Genomic DNA, 21,354 nt, shown 5'->3' on the forward strand with positions numbered 1-21,354 from the left:
CTCGCACGTTGTTGCCAACGGTGGATTTTGAGTCCACTGCGTCTGCCAATTCCGCCACTCGGGCACGTATTGCGTGAGTTAGTTTATCACAGCTTTCCGTAGATTAGTCCGAAAATGGAACTTCGAGCATTTCGATGAGTTCGACCGTGCGGAGCATCTCGCGCTGGCGGCATCCGCGACCGTCGACCGAGGCCTCGCCCATCTGGTTATCGTAGGGGTCCTCACGCATACCGTCAAAGACGGGTTCAAACTCTGCCTGGAACCGACAGTTTGCCACCATGCGCCATGGATCGAGGTTGCCAAAGTAGTGGCGGCGGCGCCATTCCTCCCCCATCCTGCGTGCCGAGGATCCAAACGAGACATCGGCGTTAAGCCAACCCGTCTGCGGTGTATAGAACTCCGCCCAGTCATGCGAGCCCACCGAGTCGGGCGCAACGTACAGGCCGCTCTGCCAACGTGCGGGCACGCCGGCGATGCGGCACATGGTGATAAACGTGAGTGCCATAACACCGCAATCACCGCGAAGCGAATGCGCGCAGTCATCCGCGATAGAGCCCAGAAGCAGATACGGTGGCTGGTATCGATAGTCGATATGATGCGTCAAATAATCATAGATGGCCCGAGCGCGGTCGAGCTGATCCTCGAGACCATCGACAACATGTTCGGTCAGCTGCTGCAGATACGGCGTGAACGCAATATGCGGTCGGTCCTCGGAAATATCCTTGGGCAGCGGCGCGTCCATACACGGATGCGCCGGAAGCGCTCCCCCGTAGATATCGCAATAAGCGGCATCAATCAGATAACGATAGGTCACTGAGAACAATCGATCAGCCGAGGAAACCCACGAGGCGGTACGCGCCAAAGCGTTCGCGGGAGCAAGGACCCCCTCCGGCGTCATATCGAGAATCTCGATATGAGACTGCTGGCGGCAGGCTGCGGCAACGGGAAGCCATGCGCGAACGGTCTCCCCCTCCAGAGCACCGGGAACAGACACGGATGCTTTAAGCGTAATAGCACGAGACAGCCCGCCCTGTGATTCCATCTTCTTAAGCATCTGGTTGCGCAGCGCAGTTCCATCAGTAGAATCGGGACGCAGGCCCGGAACCTCCTTGGGATACACACGCAAAGAATCAAGGAAGTTGTCGAGAACGAACAGTTCACCATCGATAAAGCGCCAGTCGATGCGCTTGCGATCGATTAGGTCGTCAAACTGATCCTCGGTAAACTCCGGCCACTCCTCGCAGATCATCGCAATAGCCTGATCGCGCGACACCGAAAAATGAAACGACGTCTCGATCATGCGATACCGCTCGGCACGAACGCAAGCGGCCAACGAGGGATCAGGGTTCTGCTCCAAAAGACGGTCGCAAGCCGCAACAGCCTGCGCCAGATACCCGGCGTCCTTGAGACGAAGGATCTCAGGTGGCAATCCAATGTCGAGATGACGAAAATCATCGCAACAAACATCAACAGAGCAACCAACGGGGCCCTCGGCAACAACCTTTCCATCGGCAGGCAAAACATTAACGACAGCCATAACCACTCCCACGCAGAACGACAACCCGAGACCATTGTACCGACATAAAAAGAAAGCCCCAACAAGGGAGCCATCAACACCGCTGAGCGGTAGTCAAATAAATAATTCAGCCCAGTAACCCCGTATCGAGTTAACGAAGGAGGCCCCGTTTCCCCGAAGCTGATTCCATCGCGCGACTTCTGGCGAAGCCAGGTGAGCGCGAGGGAAACAGCGTAGGGGAAACGGGGCCTCCGGCGGGAAGTTAAACCGCTACTTACGCCTTGTTGACGGAGCCAAACTCCTCCATGAGCTCCTTGGTGCGGGCAACGATGGCCTCGCGACCGGGCTTCAGGAGCTTGCGGGGGTCATAGCCCTTGCCCTGCTGATCCTTGCCAGCCTCAACGTACTCACGCGTGGCGGCAGCGAAGACAAGCTGCAGGTCGGTGTTGACGTTGATCTTGGAGATGCCCAGGGAGATGGCCTTCTTGATCTGATCCTCGGGGATGCCGGTACCACCGTGCAGAACGAGGGGCAGGTCGCCGGTCTGAGCCTTGATCTCGCTCAGACGCTCGAAGGAAAGACCGGCCCAGTCGGCGGGATACACGCCGTGGATGTTGCCGATGCCGCAGGCGAGGAAGTCGACGCCCAGGTCAGCAATCTGCTTGCACTCAGCGGGGTCAGCGAGCTCGCCGTTGGAAGTCACGCCGTCCTCGGTGCCGCCGATGCCGCCGACCTCGGCCTCGATGGACATGCCCTTGGAATGGGCAAGCTCAACGAGCTCCTTGGTGCGATCGAGGTTAAGCTGGAAGGTTTCCTCGTGAGAGCCGTCATACATGATGGACGTGAAGCCGGCCTCGATGCACTTGAAGCAGTCCTCGTAAGAACCGTGATCGAGGTGAAGGGCGACGGGAACGGTAACACCCGTGGCCTCGACGGCAGCCTTGACCATGTCGGCGCAGACCTTGAAACCGCCCATCCACTTAGCGGCACCAGCGGTGCACTGAAGGATCAGCGGAGACTTGGCCTCCTCGGCGGCCTGGAGAATAGCCAGAGTCCACTCGAGGTTGTTGGTGTTGAAGGCACCGAGAGCATACTTGCCGGCCTCGGCCTTCTTGAGCATGTCTGCTGCGTTGACGAGCATAAAAGAAACCTCCTGTAAGGTTGCTCCGATAACGCATGAGATTTTACCACGGCGTACCCGAGCGTAAACGTTCGTTTGTTCACGAATATCGTCCAAACAGACTTTTTTTGACCGTTTGCCCTACGGAATCGGCCCGTTGGGGAAAATATCTTGACGTTTGGACACTTCTCGTGCTTAAGCAGCTGACTACAAAGCTACATCTGCATGAAAGGGTTCTGCATGAGCTCGCGCGCCATAGTGGTCGAATCACCATGCCCCGTTAAACAAACGGTATCGGCTGGAAGCAGCTGGGCGAGCTTGGAGAGCGAGCGCAGAATCGCCGCCTCGTCTCCACCGGCGAGATCGGTGCGGCCGTGGCTGCCCGGGAACAGTGTGTCGCCAACAAAGGCGATGCTTCCCTGCTCGGTGGCGGCGAACAAGACAATGCCACCCGGTGTGTGACCGGGCGTCTCGATCACCTGCAGGCAGATATCACCCAATTCAATCGTATCGCCCTCAGCAAGCAATCGCGTCGGCTCGCCCGGATCGGGCGTATCGATGCCCCACATCGCTCGCTGCTCCTCGATATTCTCACGAGATACCAACACGTCCTTCGCACCTAACTCAAATAGGAAACCCTTACCGACGGCGGCTCGCGCTCCGGCAACGCCACCTACGTGATCGGCATGGCCATGGGTGCAGACAGCGCCTAGCACGTGCGCGTCAGGATGCTTGGCATAGATATGTTCCACAAGACGCTCACCTTCCCAGGCCGGATCGATAATCAGGCATTCGCCGCTCGAGATTACGGCGTAACTGTTGGTCTGAATGGGGCCGTTTACAAGCGCCTCGATCGAAGCCGTACCCCGAGGGGTTAAGTCCAAAGCTGCAGTGACCATGAGCACGTCCTCCTTCTACAAGCGTCGAGGCATCAAACGATGCCTCGAACGTAGCCAATATCATTACCGTTGTGCGTTCGTCACGCCTATACGCGACGCTTAAGCTGAGCCCCACCCTCGCCAGGCATCAGACGGCGTGCGTCATAGACCGAGTCGACACTGCTGATGGATGCCAGCAGCGGATCCAGACCGCTCGCGTCCGAAATCTCGACCATAAAGCGCAGGGTCGCAATGCCCTCGCGGTTGGTCGAGGTAGCGGCGGAAAGGATATTTCCGCCTGCATCGCCAATGGCGATGGTGACATCCTTGAGCAAGCCCATACGATCCAAGCACTCGACCACGATCTCGACCTGGAAAAGCGTATCGGCAGCACCATCCCACTCCACGTCAATCATGCGCTCGGGGTGTTCCATGAGACCCTTGACGTTGGGGCAGTTGGCACGATGCACCGAGACGCCTCGACCGCGCGTGATAAAGCCCACGATGTCGTCGCCCGTCACCGGATTGCAGCAATGCGCCAGACGAACCAGCAGGCCGCTGTTGCTCTCGCCCTTGACGATAATGCCGTTACTCGCACTCTTGCCACGCTTTTGCGGTTTGCGGTTGGAACCGCGGGCAGGCTGTTTGACGACCTCAGCGATGGCTTCGGCCTTGGTGAGCTGCTCCTCGGGCTTGGGATCCAAGATTTGCTCGACCTTATTGCCCACAGCGCGCGGGGCGACCTTGCCCGCGCCAACGGCTGCGAACAGGTCCTCGAGTTGCTTGAAGTTAAACTGCTCCGCCACGGCATTGAGTGCACGCGTGGATCGCGGCGTAGAGATGCCGTACCCGCGCTTGCGCAGGTCCTTGGCCAGCATATCGCGACCGGCAGCAGCGTCATCGTCTTTGGTCGCAGCGGCGAAGTAACGGCGAATCTTTGACTTGGCCGAAGGCGTCTTGACGATCTTGAGCCAATCGCGCGACGGCTTGGAGCTCTTGTTAGTCAGGATCTCGACACGGTCACCCGTCTTGATTTCGTGCGTGAGCGGAGCCACCGCACCGTTGATTTTGGCGCCGACGCAGTGGTTGCCGACCTCGGTATGAACAGCGTAGGCAAAGTCGAGCGGTGTAGAGCCCGCACGAAGCGCCATGACCTCACCCTTGGGCGTAAAGACAAAAATCTCCTGGTCAAACAGGTCGACCTTCAGTGAGTGCAGATATTCTTTGGCATCGGTGATCTCGTCAGAGGCTGCCCAATCGAGCGAGTGCTTGAGCCAGTTAATCTGATCGTCCAGACGCTGTGCGTCGTTGGTCTTGGAGGCAGACGATCCGCCCGATTTCTTATATAGCCAGTGGGCGGCGATGCCGTACTCGGCCTGCTCGTGCATCTCGTAGGTTCGGATCTGAATCTCGAGCGGACGGGCCGTGGGGCCGATAACCGTCGTGTGGAGCGATTGGTAGTTATTGACCTTGGGCATGGCGATATAGTCTTTAAAACGACCGGGCATGGGATGCCACAAAGTATGCACGGCACCAAGCGTGGAATAGCAATCGCGCACCGAATGGGTGATGACGCGCAGCGCCACCAGATCATAAATCTCGGAGAACTCCTTGCCCTTGCGCTTCATCTTTTGATAGATGGACCAATAGTGCTTGGAACGACCGTTGATCTGAAAACCCTCAAGGCCAATGCGGTCGAGCTCATCGGTAAGCGTCTTGATAGTCTCGGCCAGAAAGCGTTCGCGAACCTCGCGTGACTCTGCCACCATGCGGGCGATGCGCTGGTAAGCGTCGGGTTCAAGGTAGAAGAAGGACAGATCCTCGAGTTCCCACTTGATAGAGCTCATGCCCAGGCGGTCGGCCAGGGGCGCGTACACATCCATGGTCTCGCGCGCCTTAAACAGGCGGCGGTCCTCGCGCAGGGCGGCAAGCGTGCGCATATTATGCAGGCGGTCGGCGAGTTTGACGATGATGACGCGAATGTCCTTGGACATGGCGAGGAACATCTTGCGCAGCGTAAGCGCCTGCTTTTCGTCCATGTTGTCGACTTCGATGTTGGTGAGCTTGGTCACGCCGTCGACGAGCTCTGCCACGGTTTCGCCAAACAGGCCCGAAACATCGGCAAGCGAGGTATCGGTATCCTCGACGGTATCGTGCAGCAATGCAGCGCACACCACATCGCAGTCCATCTTAAGGTCGGCCAAAATGATAGCCACCTCGACGGGATGGTTAATGTACATCTCACCCGAGCGCCGCTTTTGGTTGCAGTGCTTCTCGGCAGCAAAGCAGTAGGCCTGCTCCACCTTGGAGAAGTCATCCTCACTCATATATTTAAGGCACAGGCGCTCCAGCTTGTCGTAGCTGTCCGCCATAATCTCGGGCGGCAGATCATCGGCATGCGTATAGTGCTCCATCTCCGAAAAGGGCTGGAGGGCGGAATCATGGGCGGTACGGGCTGCGGCATCCATCGAGGTCCCCTTCCCTAGGTCCGCGGTACGATCGGGCGGTTAATTTTGGTAAGCATATCAGAAGCGCACGAATCGAGTGCCCAACTCCGGAAAGCCGAGAACTCCATGCGCGAGCGCAAGCCCTCCAAATAGCGGATCGACCTGCTCAACTGCACGCGCCCGGGGTTTTCGGTCATCGCGATGCGACGGGTATCGTCAAACCCCGAAACGTGACAGAAACCGAGCTCTTCGAAGATTCCCAAGCCGCTTGCCACCGAACGCTCATCGACCGGCGTGCGCGCGTCGATTGCAAGGCACATCTGCGCAATGTCGATATCGCTTGCGCAGAATGAATCGTCCCCCGTCTTGCCACGATTGGAGCGCCACATGGTCTGCAGCGCCCGATAGAGCGTGACAAGCTCATCGCGCTCGGGCGCGTAACAATCGAGCAGGCGCTCATTAATACGAGCGTCACGAGACGAATAGAGCAGGTGAATCACGGCAGGCTGCCCATCGCGGCCGGCACGGCCACTCATCTGGTTAAACTCAATCGCGCCAAACGGCATGTGGTAGAGCACGACATGGCGGATATCGGGCAGGTTGACGCCCTCACCGAAGGCCGAGGTTGAAACGATGCAGCTCAGGCTGCCATCTCGAAACGCCTCCTCGACGCGTCGGCGATCGGAACGCGCAAGCCCGGCGTTATAGAACGCGATATGGGTCGCGCAGTCGGGCACACGTTTGCGCAACGTCTTGGCAAGCGCCACGGACTGGTCGCGCGAGTTCACGTAGATGACGGTCTTCTCCCCCGTCGCAACGATCGAAACCAGGCGATTTTCACGGCTCGCAAGGTCACGATCGTCCTCGAGTTGTAGGTTCTCGCGAACGGTCTCGTCGACCACCGTGCTGGTAATCGGCAATACGCGAGCAAGCTCTGCCACAACTGGAGCCGTCGCGGTAGCCGTTGCCGCCATGACAACGGGGTCGCCCAGGGCTTTAAGAATATCGGGCATATCGAGGTATGCACTCCGGTCACCACCCTTAGCAAGACCGGCATGGTGCGCCTCATCGATAACAACGAAGCCAATACGTCCAGAACGCGCAAATCGATCGCGGTGGATAGACAAGAACTCGGGCGTCGTGAGAACGATACCGGTACGACCCGAAGCAAGGCCGGCGAACACGTCATCGCGTACGGCCTCCACGGTCTCGCCAGTCAGCACGCCGACACCAATGCCGAGCGCGGCCATCGTCGAGGAAAGGTGATAGGCCTGATCGGCAACGAGCGAACGCAAAGGATAGACAAAAATGCTCGCACGCCCGCGAAGAACCGCCTCGCGCGCGGCATGCACATGGAAAATCAGAGACTTGCCACGCCCCGTCCCCATAACGGCCAAAACGCTCTGATGGTCGGCAAGCGCGTCGAGTGCCTCGACCTGCGCGCGATGCGGCTGGTTCGAGCCGATAAAGCTATGGATAAGCGAGCGCGTGAGCTCGGTATAAGAAAGCTGGGCGAGCGTCTCGCGTTTACGCGACTCCAGGCGCAGGCCAGAATCCGCCGGTTGCACGCCGCGGCGAAGCTCACATGCCGGATCGTCGATATTGGGCGCCGCGGTATCGCGCACCAAGACATCTTTGATCATGAGCTTGGGCTTCACACGTCCCTGCCAATGCTCGGCCACGGCCTCGAACACCAAGTCGACGGCGCTGTCGCAATTGATGAGCCTATCGATCTGCGGCACGCGGAACATGATGGCCGGCACACTCGCGGCACCATCGGTCGCCACAAAGCGCATGTGCTCGCCGGTTTTGCCCACCACGGCGCGATCGCACATCGTCACGCCCTCGGCGGCCAGAAGCGGCACCTTATTGCCCTGGCCAAACGGCTCAAGACGGGAAATTTGCTCGATGGTCTCGATATCTAGCTCGGATAGATCAACGGTGGCGGCAACCTCGTCAGTGTCCTCAAAGTCCTCGGCGGGAAGCTCCGATAGCACGGCCGAAAGGCGACGGCGGAACTCATCGAGCTTGGATGCCTCGATGGTCACACCCACCGCACCGGCATGCCCGCCGCGACGAATCAGCAGGTCGGAGCAACGCTCAACGGCGTCGAACAGGTTGATCTTGCCCACCGAGCGGCCTGATCCGCGCGCAACGCCGTCCTCGATCGAGAAGAGCAGCGCCGGCACGTGATAGCGATTGGTCAAGCGGCTCGCCACGATGCCCTTGACGCCCTCGTGCCAGCCCTCGCCGCCCACGACGATTGCGCGCCCGCCGTCATAAGTCTCCTCGACCTTCGCCATGGCATCGCGCGTAAGATCGGCCTCGATCTCGCGGCGTTGGCGATTGATTTCCTCGAGCTCGGCGGCAAGCGCGCTCGCTTCGATGGGGTCGCGGGCAAGCAGCAGGTCGAGCGCCAGCTTGGGATCGGCCATGCGGCCGGCAGCATTCAGACGGGGGATGAGCGAAAACGACAGGCCGTCGGCCGTAATGGTAGAAAGGTCGGCCTTGGCAAGTGCGGCAAGCGCGATATAGCCGGGACGGGCCGTCACGCGCATCTGCTGGATGCCCTCGGCGACCAGTGCGCGATTCTCGGGCGTAAGCGGCATCATGTCGGACACGGTGCCCAGCGCCGCGACCTCTATCAGCGAACGCCAATACGACGGCTTGCCCAAACGCTCGCCCAGGACCTGCACCAGCTTGAGCGCCACGCCGGCACCGGCAAGCTCGCGCGAGGGACCCTTGTCCTCGAGCTTGGGGTCGGTCAGGGGCACGCCCTGCGGCACCTGGTCGGACGGCTCGTGATGGTCCGTGATCACCAAATCGATCCCCAGGCTCTCCAGATAGGAGGCCTCTTCCTTGGCGGCAATGCCGTTATCGACGGTCACGATCAGCTGGGGGCGAGCGAGCTCGTTAACGCGGTCGAGCGCCGCACGCGACAGGCCGTAGCCCTCGTCAAAACGATGCGGAATAAACGGCGTGACGTTGGCGCCAAACGAACGCAGCGCCTCGGTCAACAGACAAGTCGACGTAATGCCGTCGACGTCAAAATCGCCAAAGACGGCGATGCGCTCGTGGCTGCGAATAGCACGCTCAACGCGGTCGACGACGACCGCCATACCCGGAATAACGAGCGGGTCCGCCCAGTCGCGATCGAGCGAAGGCGTCAGAAAAAGCTGGCCTTCCTCGATGGATGTAATGCCGTGCGCAACCATAATGCGCGCCACCAGCCCGGGTATGCCCAGGCCAGCCGAAAGCTCCTTTTCGAGCTCGGGGTTTTGCTGAGCGACCGCCCAGCGATGCGTTGTCTTAAGCGATGACATAGGCGCCCACCCCCGATAGGGGCAGGTCGCCGCGATACCTCTCACGGTTCATAGCGATGAGTCCTCTGTGTATGCCCGCTTCGGCAGGCAGATCTGTTGAACGGATTTATTATACCGTGCGGCGCGGACGCACAACGTCCAGCACGCCGTGGTTTCGATAAACGAGGGCGGTAATAGCCTCGAAATAATCGGGCGTTTCAGCCACACGGACGCATGCGAGCGTCTAGCATATCCATTCAAAACGGATTCACGAGCAAAGGGAGTCACAAGCGCATATGAAGCAATGGGTTGGACTGGGTAAGTTCCTCGCGGGGCATATGCAGATCATCGTTCCGATTTGCGTGACGCTCGGCGTGCTCTTTCCCCAGCAGATCGGCGTACTCAAGCCCATCGTCCCCACCCTGTTTGCCTTTATGACGTTCCAAGGTGCCCTCAGCAACACCTTCCATCAGGTAGCCGAAGTATTCCGCCGTCCGCTGCACCTGATTTTGGCGCTGCTGGTCTCGGCGGTGCTTATTCCCATAACAGCCTATGCCATGGGGTCGCTGTTCTTTGGCTCCAACCCCAACCTAGTCTGCGGTATCGTGCTCGAGTACAGCGTACCTGTGGCAGTCACTGCCTTTATGTGGATTAGCATGTTCGGCGGCAACGGCCCGCTCGCGCTCACCATCATCCTGACGTCCTCGGTTATCTCACCCGTTACGATTCCGCTCACGCTTAAGCTCTTGCTGGGCGCCACCGTCTCGATCGACGTGCCGGGCATGATGCAGAACATGGCCTTCATGATCGCTATCCCCGCCCTGCTCGGCATCGTGATTAACGAACTCACGCGCGGATGGGGACACGAGAAGCTCTCCCCCGCGCTCTCGCCCGCCTGCAAGTTCATGATGATGGGTGTTATCGCGTCGAACTCCACCGCCATGAGCGAGTACGTGCTGCACATGAACGCGGTGCGCTTGGAAGTCGCCCTCTTTATTTTGATCTTCGCCATCAGCGGCTTTGTCGTCGGTATTCTGGTCGCCCGCGCACTGCATCTGCCGTATAGCGAAACGACTACCATGTGCTTTACCTGCGGCATGCGCAACATCTCTTCGGGCGCCGTCATCGCCACGCAATACTTTCCGGGCGAAGTCGTATTTCCCGTCATGTGCGGAACGCTGTTTCAGCAGGTACTTGCCTCGCTTATCGGGCATCTCTTTGAGCGTCTAACCGGCGAGGAGCGCGCTGCCCAGCGCAAGCGCGTCGAGGCCGGCCGCGACGCCATGGCACGCTAGGCTGTCCGCATTACGCGGGTGTTAGTCTTGCTATACAAGCGTTTCCAGATGCGCGCGCAGGCGCTCAGCATCGATATCGAGCGTCGTCTCGGCATTGACCTGGGCCAAACGATAGCCGACAAAGTAGGGCGAAACCACCCAACGCGGCAGCGCCTTGGCAATGGTCCGACCGCCCAGGTGATAGAAGAACAAGTTGTACGACTCTGCACGGCCACCGTGGTGCTCGCTTAGGATATAACGCAGAGCTACCTGGATCGCATCGGCGAAGAGATCCGCCTCGGCTTGGTCCCGCGTGTCATCGCTGGCGGCGATTCCCCGCGGAGCTGAAACGTTGACCTCAAAGAACCCCATAATCGGTTCGGTTGAGATGTTGACCGCAATTCTCCCCTGTTGCCAGACATTGATGCCTTCGAAATTGGCGGAAGTCAGCGAAGCATAGCCATCTTCCTGCTCCAAACCCACAATCTGCATGTGCGGATGAATGAGACTACCGCCCGAGAGCGGACCCTTGTTCTTGTACATGAGCACGCTTCGATACTGCTGTGAATCGATCATCTGCTGCCAGCAACCCAGGGCAAACCGCATCACATGATGCAGCTCGTCCGGCGCATAGGTCACCAGGTCTGCGTCGTGGTCGGCCGACTCGATCAGCACGGTTTGACGGGTGGCGCGCAGGGTCTTGAACTTATTCTCGAGCCAGATACAGTCACCGTCGCGCCGGATGATATTGGCGAGTTCCTCGGTATCGCAAAAGGGGCACGCGGTGCCAGGGCGCCGGTTGTCGTCGGGCTTCCCGCTCGCCTGCTGAACGTCAAATACCAGCGCCACGGGTTATACCTCCAGCGGCACGATCTTGGTGCCATGGAGCTCAGAGACACCTAGCGCCGCCGCGACCGCGTCGCGATTTGCCGTAGTGATGCCGCCACCGGGAAGGATGGTCAAGCGATCGTTCGCGTAGTCGATAAGATGCGACAGATGCTCCAGGTTGTTCTCAATCGGCGTGCCGGCGGCACCGCCATGCGTCAGGATGCGCGTTATGCCGCAGTCGGCGAGCGTGTCAATCGCGTCGAGCTGAGCCTCGGGCGAGAGCTGGTCAAACGCCATGTGAAAGGTGATGTCGATGGGCTCGCGCTTGCACTCCTCGGTCGCGCAGCCCGCAGCCATCACGAGGGCGCCCAACGCAAGTTCATCGAGCGCCCATCCGCCGGCACAAGGCTTGCAGCAGCCAAAGACCAAGCCATCGACGCCGGCACTTACGGCAAGGCCCAAGTCCATCTCCATCATGCGCAGCTCGTCCTGGTTGTAGTGAAAGTCGCCGCCACGCGGACGGATCATGCACATCACCCGTGCATCGTGCTCGCGAGCATAGCTGGTCGTAGCGCTGATAACGCCGGCCGAGGGCGTGGTGCCTCCAACCGCAAGGTTGTCGCACAGCTCAATGCGTCCCGCACCGGCCGCAATGGCCGCCGGCACCCGCTCAAAGTTCTCGGCACAAAACTCGTACAGCATAGATAGACCCCCAGATGACACTTCTATTTCCACACGGCATTGTCGCACTTTAAATACCAAGCCAACGGATCATTTCAAAAGGGGCGCTGACCGAGTTGGTCAGCGCCCCTATTACTGGATGGATTAACCACCAAGATAAGCTTTGCGGACGTTGTCGTCGTGCAGCAGCTCTTGGCCGGTGCCGGTCATGGTGATCTTGCCGGTCTCGAGCACGTAGCCGCGTGTGGCGATGGAAAGCGCCATCTGCGCGTTCTGCTCGACCAGGAGCACCGTGGTGCCGGCCTTGTGCAAATCCTCGACAATCTGGAAGATCTGCTCGATCAGGATCGGCGCCAGACCCATGGAGGGTTCGTCGAGCATGAGCAGCTTGGGGTTACTCATAAGGGCACGACCCATAACGAGCATCTGCTGCTCGCCGCCCGAAAGGGTGCCGGCCACCTGGCGACGGCGTTCCTTCAGGCGCGGGAACTGCTCGTAAACACGTTCGAGGCCCGGGGCAACCGTGGACTTGGGCTGTGTATAGGCACCCATCTCCAGGTTCTCCTCGACCGTCATCTGCAAAAAGGCACGACGCCCCTCGGGTACCTGAGACAGGCCCTTGCCAACCAGCTTGTCGGCGGGCGTATGGATAATGTCCTCGCCCATAAACTTGATGGAGCCGGTCTTGGAGCGCAGCAGGCCCGAGACAGTCTTGAGCGTCGTGGACTTGCCGGCGCCGTTCGCGCCAATCAGGGCCACGATCTCGCCCTCGTTAACGTTAAAGGAGATGTCCTTAATGGCGTGGATGGCGCCGTACCAGACGTTGATGTTGTAGACGGAAAGCATCGGCTCTGCCATTTAGTTCTCCCCCTTATCCTGCTTGCCCAGATAAGCCTCAATAACGGCTTCGTTGTTCTGGATTTCCTCGGCCGTGCCCTTGGCGATGACCTTGCCAAAGTTAAGCACGCAGATACCCTCGCAAATATTCATGACAAGCGACATGTCGTGCTCGATGAGCATGATGGCAATGCCAAAGGTGTCGCGAATCTTGACGATGTTCGCCATGAGCTCCGCAGTCTCGGACGGGTTCATGCCGGCGGCAGGCTCGTCGAGCAGTAGTAGCTTGGGATTGGTGGCAAGCGCGCGGACGATCTCCAAACGACGCTGAGCGCCGTAAGGCAGCGAGCCGGCCTGCTCGTTTGCCAGATGTTCCATATCAAAGATAGACAGAAGCTCCATGGCGCGCTCATGGGCGGCCTTCTCGTGCTTCCAATACGTCGGCAGGCGTAGCACGCCCTCAAAGCCGGAGTAGCGCTCCTGGTTGTGCAGGCCGACCTTTACGTTGTCCTCCACCGTCATGGTGTTGAACAGGCGGATGTTTTGGAAGGTACGAGCGATACCCATGCGGTTGACCTGGTAGACGGACTTGCCCGAGGTGTCCTCACCGTCGAGCAGGATGGTGCCGTGCGTGGGCTGGTACACCTTGGTGAGCAGGTTGAAGACCGTGGTCTTGCCGGCGCCGTTGGGGCCGATGAGACCGGCGATCTCGGTCTTACCGATGGTCAGGCTAAAGTCGTCGACCGCCTTAAGGCCGCCGAACTCAATGCCCAGGTGGATGCACTCGAGCGCCGGGCGCTCGCCCAGGTCGCGGTCGGGAACGATGGCGCCAGAAGGATACGGGACCATCTTGCCCTTGTTGAACTCAAACTTACTGGGCATCGGCTGCCACCTCCTTCTTGGAAGCAAAGCGGTCCTTAATGCGCGCGAAGAACGCCTTGAGCTGAGGGTTGTTAGTAAAGACCATGACCAGAATCAACACGATGGCGTAGATGAGCATGCGGTAGTCCGAGAACTGACGGAGCAGCTCGGGGAGCACCGTGAGCAGCGCCGCCGCGATGACGGAACCGCGCATGTTGCCCAGACCGCCCAGGACCACGAACACCAGAATGAGAATCGACGTGTTGAAGTCGAACTTAGTGGCGGAGAGCTGCGAGAAGTTACCGCCGAAGAGGGCTCCGGCAGCACCGGCGAGAGCGGCGGAAACCACGAAGGCGATCATGCGGTACTGGGTGACGGAGATACCCACGGACTCGGCAGCGATCTTGTTATCGCGCACGGCCATGATGGCACGACCGGTGCGGCTGCGGACCAAGTTGAGCACAATCACGAGCGCAACCATAACCAGGATGGCGCCAGCAAGGAACGTCGAGTAGGTCGAAACACCAGATGCGCCCTGGGCACCCTTGATGATAGCGGTGCCGTCTTCGAGCAGGTGCAGGTCGTCGATCGTGGAATTGCCCGTGATGTTAAAGATCACGTGCAGGCCGCGGGAATCGACGCCCACAATGAGGCAGGTAACGATCTCTTTGATAATCTCGCCAAAGGCCAAGGTTACGATGGCCAGGTAGTCACCGCTCAGGCGAAGAACCGGAATACCGATCAGGAAGCCCAGAATGGCAGCGGCGATAGCGCCGACCACAATGCTGATGATCAGACGCACCGGGTCGGACGGAACGGCGCTCTCCAGCGCGACGGCGGTGACGATTCCCGTATAGGCGCCGACGCTCATAAAACCCGCGTGGCCCAGCGACAAGTCGCCCGCGATGCCGACGACGAGGTTGAGCGAGATGGCCATGACGATATAGGCCGTGATGGGAACCAGCTGACCGACAATCATGCGCGGAATCATGTGGTTAGACTGCATAAAGAACACGATGGCGAACGCCACAACGCACATGGCGTACGTGACAAAGTCGTGACGCGTCTGCTTGTCTGTAAGAAACTTCATAACGCTCACCTACACCTTCTCGGGTACGTACTTGCCCAAGAGGCCGGCAGGCTTGACGAGCAGGACGATGATCAAAACGCCAAAGACGATGGAGTTGGCAAGGCTCGTGGAAATGTAAGCCTGCGCCATCGCCTCGATGATGCCGATGAGAATGCCGCCGACAAAGGCACCGGGGATGGAGCCGATGCCGCCGAAAACGGCAGCGTCGAAGGCCTTGATGCCAGGCATGGCGCCCGTGGTGGGCTGCAGAACCGGCGAGTAGGAGCACAGGAGCACACCGGCGATGGCGGCAAGGGCGGAGCCGATGGCGAACGTCATCGAGATGGTGCGGTTGACGTTGATGCCCATGAGCTGAGCGGCGGCCTTGTCCTCGGACACGGCGCGCATGGCCTTGCCCATCTTGGTCTTACCTGTAAAGATCATCAGACCGGCCATGATAACCAGGCAGGCTACGATGGTGACGAGCGAGACGGCACTTACGTTGAACTTGGCCAAGAACTCCGGCACCGGGAAGGTGACGAGCGAAGTGAAGTTCTTGGGCGTGGCGCCCCACAGAAGCTGCGCGGCATTCTGCAGGAAGTAGGACACACCGATGGCCGTGATCAGAACGGCCAGCGGGCCTGCTTGGCGCAGCGGCCTATAGGCCAGACCCTCAATGAGAACACCGAGAACCGTGCAGACCACACAAGAGAGAACTACAGATGCCCAGCCCGGGAGGCCGAGATACGACGTGGCGCAGAACGAGACATAGGCACCGACCATGATGACATCGCCGTGAGCGAAGTTGAGCATCTTGGCGATACCGTAGACCATGGTGTAGCCCAACGCGATGATGGCGTAGACGCTGCCCATGGACAGGCCGTTGACCAGGTATTGGATAAAGACCGTCATGTTCCACATCCCCCTTTCGAATAGGTTTCCAGTTGATGTATGAAACAGGGACGTTACGTTGTCCCCAGATACCAAGCAAGCAGGGAAGGCGAAAACCTCCCCTGCTTGGGATCAAAACCGCTCTATGTAAGGCGGCCTATTAGGCCAGTACGTACTTGCCGTCGGTGATGACATACGCCGTAGGATCCTTCTGGACCTGGCCCTTGTCGTTCCAGGAGAGCTTGCCGGTCAGACCGTCAACGGTAATCTTGAGCATAGCCTTGGGCAGCTTCTCGGCGACCTCGGTCGGGTCGGCGTCGACACCAAGACCGGCCTCCTTGAGGGCCTCGACCACCGCGTGCACGCCGTCGTAGGCATCGGCGGCAAACTGGTCGGGGGTATCGCCGTACTTATCCTTGTAAGCGTTGACGAAGTCGGCGTTCTTCTCGTCGTCGGCGGAGAACGGGGTCATGAGCAGCAGACCCTCGGCAAGAGAGGTGTCGAAGCCCTCGACGCCCAGGATGCCGTCCATGCCGTCGCATCCCATCATCTTGACGTCGTAGCCCATGTCCTTGGCGTTCTTGAGCAGGACGGACGCCGGCGTGTAGTAGATCGGCGCAAAGATCATGGTGGCGCCGGCCTGCTTGGCCTTGGTCAGCTGGTTGGTAAAGCTCGTAGCGGAGTCGTCCTTAAAGGTCTCTTCGTCAACAATCTCGAGCTTAGACTCAGCGGCCTGGGCCTTAAAGGAATCTGCAATGCCCGAAGAATAAGCGTCGCCGGAGTTATAGAACAGCACGAATTTCTCGTCCGCATACTTCTCTGCCAGGAACTTGGCAGCGTTGACGCCCTGGTTGGGGTCGGTAAAGCAAACCTGGAAGACACAATCCTTTCCGTCGGTGACGTCCTCGGAGGACGCGGACGGGGTGATCATGAATGTCTTGGGGTCGTTACTGCACTCTGCGGCAACGGCAACCGACGCACCCGTGGTGGTCGGGCCGACGAGGGCCTGCATGCCCCAGTCGAGCAGGTTATTAAAGGCGTTGACGGCCTTCTCGCCGTCGGCCTGGTCGTCCTCGGCCTTGCTGGCAAGCGGCAGCTCCTTGGTGGAGAAGTCCTTGCAGCCAAGCTCGACGCCCTGGGTAACGGACTTGCCGTAAGACGCGGCGGCACCGGTCAGCGGGCCAATGGTGCCGATCTTAAACGAAGCGTCGCTCGAAGCGGAACCGCTGTCGCCGCCGTTGGAGGAGCAGCCAGCTAGAATGGACATCGCCCCCAGACCTGCTGCGCTCGCGATAACGCTCCTGCGATTCATAACAGGGTTCAATGACTTACCGGTGAGGCTCGACATGCGGCTCTCCTCTCAAATCTCGTCGGGTTTCGGTTACCCGACAGGCCATCCTCCGCCGTCTTCGGCGTTCGCAAAATAGTAGACGCTTTAGTTGAGAAAAGTGGCGATTATTTCAACTTTTCTTTTGCCTTGTCCATTTATCCATAATTATGCGTATTTCTGTCGGTTTATACAGTTTAGCGACTTTATTGTGTGAAAGTAATGTTTCCGTTTTGTTACAAGCTTTCCTGCCCTGAATAACATGGCCCCACCGGTCTCGTTATATGCACTTAGGCGGCGATGTACTTGCCGTCCTGAATCACATAGGCCGTAGCGGGCTTCTCGACTTGGCCCTCGTCGTTCCACGTGAGCTCGCCTGTCAGGCCCTCAATCTTGATTTTGCGCATAGCCTTGGCAAGGTCGCCGGCAATGTCGGCGCCGTCGACCGTAATGTCGATGTCCGCCTCATCGATTGCCTCGACAATCGCGTGGATGCAGTCATAAGCATCGGCGGCAAACTGGTTGGGCGTCTCGTTGTAGGCGTCCTTATATGCCTTGACGAAGTCGGCGTTCTTCTCATCGTCGGCAGAGAACGGGGTCATGAGCAGCACGCCCTCGGCAAGAGAGGTGTCGAAGCCCTCAACGGAGAGCAGGCCGTCCATGCCGTCGGTGCCCATGAGGGTCATTTCGTAGCCCATGTCCTTGGCGTTCTTGAGCAGGACGGACGCCGGCGTGTAATAGATCGGGGCAAAGATAAGCGTGGCGCCGGCCTCCTTGGCCTTGGTGAGCTGGTTGGTAAAGCTCGTGGAAGAGTCGTCCTTAAAGGTCTCGGTATCGACGATATCGAGCTTGGAAGCCTTGGCCTGCTCGGCAAAAGCGTCGGCAACGCCCGAGCTATACGTATCGCCGGAGTTGTAGAACAGGGCGATCTTGGCGTCTACATACTTCTCGGCCAGGAACTTCGCGGCGCTGGCGCCCATGGTGGGATCGGTGAAGCAAACCTGAAAGACCGTGGTCTTATCCTTGGTGACGTCGAGCGACGAGGCCGAAGGCGTGACCATGAGCATATCGTCGGCGATCTCGCCCGAGACGGCGACGGCGGCACCAGTCGTGACGGGGCCGACGAGCGCCTGCATGCCCCAGTCGCACAAGGTATTGAAGGCGTTGATGGCCTTCTCGCCGTCGGCGACGTCATCCTCGGACTTAAGCGAGAGTTTGAGATCCTTGGTCGAGAAATCCTTGGCGGCGAGCTTGGCACCTTTCTCGGCCGAAACGCCATAGGTTGCCGCGGCGCCGGTCAGAGGGCCGATGACACCGATCTTGAAGGTCTTACCGTCATCGGCGGAGCCGCCGTCCAAGCCACCCGACGAGCAACCGGCGAGTGCGGCAGCGCTGCCGAGCGCCGCGGCGCCGGCGAGAAAGTTCCTACGGCTGAGCGTGCTGTTGATGTTGAACATGGTGTCCCCCTTTTTCGCTGGCCGCGGTGCGGCCGTCTTGCGGTACGGGGCAAACCTTATGGCGCAAACGTTGACAGTTTGTTACGGAAGTTCGTTTGTAGCGAGCATGTTTCCAATGTTTCCGCAGCGTTTCGGGGGTGCCGTTTTGTGCGACTCCTGTTGACTGGCGAGCGCGCGCTCTCGGTTCACGCTAGAATGCACTCAGCATTACCTGATCAATCAATCTATAAGATGCACGAAGGAGCTATCTATGAGCGAACCCCTGCGCACCGTGAACGTCGGTCTGATCGGTCTGGGAACCGTCGGCGGCGGCGTGGCCCGTCTGATCAAGAGCCACCACGATGAGTACCTGGCCGCCTACGGCATCGACCTTAAGCTGACCCGCGCCTGCGCGCTTGCCTGGGAGCAGGCCGAGGCAGCCGGTATTGAGCGCGAGGCCTTTACGAGTGACTGGCATGACGTCGTTACCGACCCAGCCGTCGATATCGTCGTCGAGCTGATCGGCGGCGAGCATCCCGCGACCGAGATCTTCACCACGGCCTTTGAGCACGGCAAGCACGTCGTCTCTGCCAACAAGGCCCTGTTGGGCCGCCACGTCGAGACGCTTGCCGAGAAGGCGCGCACGTGCGGCGTGCAGATTAAGTGCGAGGCCAGCTGCGGCGGCGGCATCCCCATCGTGAGCACGCTCGAGCACGACCTGGTGGGCAACAAGATCCTGACCATCGCCGGCATTCTCAACGGTACCACCAACTATATCCTGTCGCGCATGGACGCCGAGGGCGCCGATTACGCCGACGTGCTTGCCGACGCGCAGGCCAAGGGCTACGCCGAGGCCGACCCGTCCGCCGACGTCGACGGCTTCGACGCCGCCAGCAAGACGGCGATCCTCGCCTCCATCGGCTTTGGCACCCGCGTGACCACCGATGATGTGTACCAGCAGGGTATCCGCACCATCGGCGCCGAGGACATCGCCCAGGCCCGCGAGCTCGGCTACACCATTAAGCTGCTCGGCATCGCCCGCAACACCGACGCCGGCGTCGACGTCCGCGTGCATCCCACGCTGATCCCCGCCGACCACATGCTTGCCAAGGTCAACGGCGCCATGAACGCTGTCTACGTGGTAGGCGACGCCGTGGGCGAGACCATGTTCTACGGTGCCGGCGCAGGCTCCTTCCCCACCGCGAGTGCCGTCGTGGGCGATATCCTGTCGCTCTCCGAGCAGATCAGCCGCGGCGTGGCTCCGCTGCCCGAGATTGAGCCCTATGGCCACAACCTCGCCTTTAAGCCCATGGACGAGCTCCAGACCAAGTACTATGTGCGCCTGAAGGTCGCCGACCGCGTGGGCGCCCTGTCCGAGACGGTCGATATCTTTGCCAAGCACAACATCTCGATCTCGCTCATCAACCAGGTCGAGGACGGCAAGTCGGGCGTCAGCGATGCCTGCTCGGTCATCTTCCTGACGCACCGCGCGCTCGAGAAGGACGTCCAGGCTGCCGCGGCCGAGCTTGCCAGCGTCGACTGCGTGGCCGAGGTCGCCAACGTCCTGCGCATCGAGAACGTCGAGGCCTGGACCGAAGGCGTCATGGCCAACTAACCCAACGCTCGCCCAGCAATACGCGCTTTGAGGGCTCCCGTCCGATGTGGGACGGGAGCCCTTTTGCCTCCTGCCCTAAGCACAACGACAGAGCACATTTGCGCGAGCCGCTCATCGGTAACGCGCGCTACCGTTCACCGATATGCAAACGCGGTCGATTCCGGCTACCGCTACGCTGTGCTGGGAGTGTCCGCCCGCGATGAGAGGAAGCACTATGTTGCTCGAGGGCAAGAAAGCAATCGTCACCGGAGGCACGCGCGGTATCGGCTATGCCATCGCCTGCCGTTTTATCGAAGAGGGTGCCGCCGTCACCGTCTTTGGCTCGCGCCAGGAGACTGCCGACGCGGCCGTTGAGAAGCTGGCGGCCGCCTATCCCGACGCCAAGGTCTGGGGCCGCTCCTGCGACCTCACCTCACTCGAGGCCGTGACCGAGGCTTTTACCCAGGCTGCAACCGACATGGGCGGCTTGGACACGGTCGTCAACAACGCCGGCATCTCCCAGCGCTCGCCGCTTTTGAACTACACGGCCGAGGAGTTCGCCAAAGTCATGGACCTCAACGTCGTCGCCGTCTTTAACGGTCACCAGGCGGCCGCCAAGATTATGACCGAGGCCGGCCACGGCGGCACCATCACCACCACGAGCTCGATGGTCGCCAAGTACGGTCAGCCCTCCGGCGTCGGTTACCCCACGTCCAAGTTTGCCGTCAACGGCATGGTCCAGTCGCTCTCGCGCGAGCTCGCCCCCATGGGCATTCGCGTCAATGCCGTCGCACCCGGCGTAACCAAGACCGATATGGTCGCCAACCTGCCCGAAGAGGTCATCAAGCCCATCATCGCCACCATTCCGCTGGGTCGCATGGGCGAGCCCGAGGATGTCGCCAACGCCTTTGTTTTCCTGGCGAGCGACATGTCCTCCTACGTCACGGGCGCCGTGCTCCCCGTCGACGGAGCCGCCCGCTCCTAAAGGTCGCAAGCCACGACTTCGAACCTCAACGAGGCCCAACGCAAAAGGCGCGCTGCCTGCATCAACCGCAGACAGCGCGCCTTCTTCTGTTTGTAAGGGAAACTGCGTCCCGGTATTTCAGCTCAGAACGGGACACAGCTTCCCTCAGGACCTTCTTTCGGAAACTATGTCCCATTCTGGGCGCGGATTCTGGGACGCGCTTTCCTCAAGGCCTTTGATTCGGAAAGCGCATCCCATTTTGAACCTTCAGACTGGGACGCGCTTTCCGGCAGGAGTCCAAAGCGGAAACCGCATCCCACTCTGGGCGT

Annotated in this window: 16 protein-coding genes; 3 read left to right on the forward strand and 13 right to left on the reverse strand. The window is 59.8% G+C overall.

Annotated features, from left to right (window positions below):
- Positions 1-103: 103 nt before the first annotated feature.
- The 5 genes from ACQRAP_RS08195 to recJ all read right to left on the reverse strand — a co-directional run bounded on the left by ACQRAP_RS08195 (position 104) and on the right by recJ (position 9,284).
- Complete coding sequence (locus ACQRAP_RS08195) at positions 104-1,537, reverse strand: transglutaminase-like domain-containing protein (protein WP_427795352.1); 1,434 nt, start codon at positions 1,535-1,537, stop codon at positions 104-106.
- 253 nt (positions 1,538-1,790) lie between these two features.
- The gene (gene fba / locus ACQRAP_RS08200) at positions 1,791-2,657 is read right to left on the reverse strand and encodes a class II fructose-1,6-bisphosphate aldolase (RefSeq protein WP_154517212.1); all 867 of its coding nucleotides are present in this window, start codon (positions 2,655-2,657) and stop codon (positions 1,791-1,793) included.
- Between the two features lie 194 nt (positions 2,658-2,851).
- Positions 2,852-3,535, reverse strand: coding sequence for an MBL fold metallo-hydrolase (locus tag ACQRAP_RS08205; protein WP_427795353.1), 684 nt, complete (start codon positions 3,533-3,535; stop codon positions 2,852-2,854).
- 86 nt (positions 3,536-3,621) lie between these two features.
- The gene (locus tag ACQRAP_RS08210; RefSeq protein ID WP_154517206.1) at positions 3,622-5,982 is read right to left on the reverse strand and encodes a RelA/SpoT family protein; all 2,361 of its coding nucleotides are present in this window, start codon (positions 5,980-5,982) and stop codon (positions 3,622-3,624) included.
- Positions 5,983-5,996: 14 nt separating this feature from the next.
- On the reverse strand, positions 5,997-9,284 hold the full coding sequence (recJ, locus tag ACQRAP_RS08215; protein ID WP_427795354.1) for a single-stranded-DNA-specific exonuclease RecJ: 3,288 nt from the start codon (positions 9,282-9,284) through the stop codon (positions 5,997-5,999).
- Positions 9,285-9,559: 275 nt separating this feature from the next.
- Between recJ and ACQRAP_RS08220 the strand changes: the two genes are divergently transcribed.
- Entirely contained in the window at positions 9,560-10,558 is a 999-nt protein-coding gene (locus ACQRAP_RS08220) for a bile acid:sodium symporter family protein (protein ID WP_427794445.1), read from the forward strand.
- A gap of 30 nt (positions 10,559-10,588) precedes the next feature.
- Here the strand turns inward: ACQRAP_RS08220 and ACQRAP_RS08225 are convergent, their stop codons facing one another.
- The 8 genes from ACQRAP_RS08225 to ACQRAP_RS08260 all read right to left on the reverse strand — a co-directional run bounded on the left by ACQRAP_RS08225 (position 10,589) and on the right by ACQRAP_RS08260 (position 18,488).
- Positions 10,589-11,386: a DUF4931 domain-containing protein gene (locus ACQRAP_RS08225; protein WP_427795356.1), complete on the reverse strand. Its 798-nt coding sequence runs from the start codon at positions 11,384-11,386 to the stop codon at positions 10,589-10,591.
- 3 nt (positions 11,387-11,389) lie between these two features.
- The gene (locus tag ACQRAP_RS08230; protein ID WP_427795358.1) at positions 11,390-12,067 is read right to left on the reverse strand and encodes a copper homeostasis protein CutC; all 678 of its coding nucleotides are present in this window, start codon (positions 12,065-12,067) and stop codon (positions 11,390-11,392) included.
- A gap of 123 nt (positions 12,068-12,190) precedes the next feature.
- On the reverse strand, positions 12,191-12,904 hold the full coding sequence (locus ACQRAP_RS08235) for an ABC transporter ATP-binding protein (RefSeq protein WP_229770701.1): 714 nt from the start codon (positions 12,902-12,904) through the stop codon (positions 12,191-12,193).
- Positions 12,905-13,765, reverse strand: coding sequence for an ABC transporter ATP-binding protein (locus ACQRAP_RS08240; protein ID WP_427719717.1), 861 nt, complete (start codon positions 13,763-13,765; stop codon positions 12,905-12,907).
- Complete coding sequence (locus tag ACQRAP_RS08245; protein ID WP_427795359.1) at positions 13,755-14,834, reverse strand: branched-chain amino acid ABC transporter permease; 1,080 nt, start codon at positions 14,832-14,834, stop codon at positions 13,755-13,757. Before ACQRAP_RS08245 ends, ACQRAP_RS08240 begins: the two co-directional genes overlap by 11 nt.
- A 9-nt stretch (positions 14,835-14,843) precedes the next feature.
- Positions 14,844-15,725 carry a branched-chain amino acid ABC transporter permease gene (locus ACQRAP_RS08250; RefSeq protein ID WP_154517188.1) on the reverse strand — a complete coding sequence of 294 codons (882 nt, stop codon included), beginning with the start codon at positions 15,723-15,725 and terminating at the stop codon, positions 14,844-14,846.
- Between the two features lie 139 nt (positions 15,726-15,864).
- Positions 15,865-17,052 (reverse strand): ABC transporter substrate-binding protein, encoded by a 1,188-nt coding sequence (locus ACQRAP_RS08255; RefSeq protein WP_427729155.1) that lies wholly within the window; start codon positions 17,050-17,052, stop codon positions 15,865-15,867.
- 269 nt (positions 17,053-17,321) lie between these two features.
- On the reverse strand, positions 17,322-18,488 hold the full coding sequence (locus ACQRAP_RS08260) for an ABC transporter substrate-binding protein (protein WP_427795361.1): 1,167 nt from the start codon (positions 18,486-18,488) through the stop codon (positions 17,322-17,324).
- 250 nt (positions 18,489-18,738) lie between these two features.
- Here ACQRAP_RS08260 and ACQRAP_RS08265 point away from each other — a divergent pair, with 250 nt between their 5' ends.
- Entirely contained in the window at positions 18,739-20,082 is a 1,344-nt protein-coding gene (locus tag ACQRAP_RS08265; protein ID WP_427719713.1) for a homoserine dehydrogenase, read from the forward strand.
- 199 nt (positions 20,083-20,281) lie between these two features.
- A complete protein-coding gene (locus ACQRAP_RS08270; protein WP_427795362.1) occupies positions 20,282-21,046 on the forward strand; it encodes an SDR family NAD(P)-dependent oxidoreductase in 765 nt (254 codons plus the stop codon).
- The last annotated feature ends 308 nt before the right edge of the window (positions 21,047-21,354 follow it).

The sequence above is a fragment of the Collinsella sp. SGI.180 genome (assembly GCF_050313455.1).
GTDB lineage: Bacteria > Actinomycetota > Coriobacteriia > Coriobacteriales > Coriobacteriaceae > Collinsella.

Excerpts from the sequence above, each read along its gene's own strand:
- ACQRAP_RS08195 (WP_427795352.1), bottom strand. The coding sequence starts at position 1,537 with ATGGCTGTCGTTAATGTTTTGCCTGCCGATGGAAAGGTTGTTGCCGAG.
- fba (WP_154517212.1), bottom strand. The coding sequence starts at position 2,657 with ATGCTCGTCAACGCAGCAGACATGCTCAAGAAGGCCGAGGCCGGCAAG.
- ACQRAP_RS08205 (WP_427795353.1), bottom strand. The coding sequence starts at position 3,535 with ATGGTCACTGCAGCTTTGGACTTAACCCCTCGGGGTACGGCTTCGATC.
- ACQRAP_RS08210 (WP_154517206.1), bottom strand. The coding sequence starts at position 5,982 with ATGGATGCCGCAGCCCGTACCGCCCATGATTCCGCCCTCCAGCCCTTT.
- recJ (WP_427795354.1), bottom strand. The coding sequence starts at position 9,284 with ATGTCATCGCTTAAGACAACGCATCGCTGGGCGGTCGCTCAGCAAAAC.
- ACQRAP_RS08220 (WP_427794445.1), top strand. The coding sequence starts at position 9,560 with ATGAAGCAATGGGTTGGACTGGGTAAGTTCCTCGCGGGGCATATGCAG.
- ACQRAP_RS08230 (WP_427795358.1), bottom strand. The coding sequence starts at position 12,067 with ATGCTGTACGAGTTTTGTGCCGAGAACTTTGAGCGGGTGCCGGCGGCC.
- ACQRAP_RS08235 (WP_229770701.1), bottom strand. The coding sequence starts at position 12,904 with ATGGCAGAGCCGATGCTTTCCGTCTACAACATCAACGTCTGGTACGGC.
- ACQRAP_RS08240 (WP_427719717.1), bottom strand. The coding sequence starts at position 13,765 with ATGCCCAGTAAGTTTGAGTTCAACAAGGGCAAGATGGTCCCGTATCCT.
- ACQRAP_RS08245 (WP_427795359.1), bottom strand. The coding sequence starts at position 14,834 with ATGAAGTTTCTTACAGACAAGCAGACGCGTCACGACTTTGTCACGTAC.
- ACQRAP_RS08250 (WP_154517188.1), bottom strand. The coding sequence starts at position 15,725 with ATGACGGTCTTTATCCAATACCTGGTCAACGGCCTGTCCATGGGCAGC.
- ACQRAP_RS08255 (WP_427729155.1), bottom strand. The coding sequence starts at position 17,052 with ATGTCGAGCCTCACCGGTAAGTCATTGAACCCTGTTATGAATCGCAGG.
- ACQRAP_RS08260 (WP_427795361.1), bottom strand. The coding sequence starts at position 18,488 with ATGTTCAACATCAACAGCACGCTCAGCCGTAGGAACTTTCTCGCCGGC.
- ACQRAP_RS08265 (WP_427719713.1), top strand. The coding sequence starts at position 18,739 with ATGAGCGAACCCCTGCGCACCGTGAACGTCGGTCTGATCGGTCTGGGA.
- ACQRAP_RS08270 (WP_427795362.1), top strand. The coding sequence starts at position 20,282 with ATGAGAGGAAGCACTATGTTGCTCGAGGGCAAGAAAGCAATCGTCACC.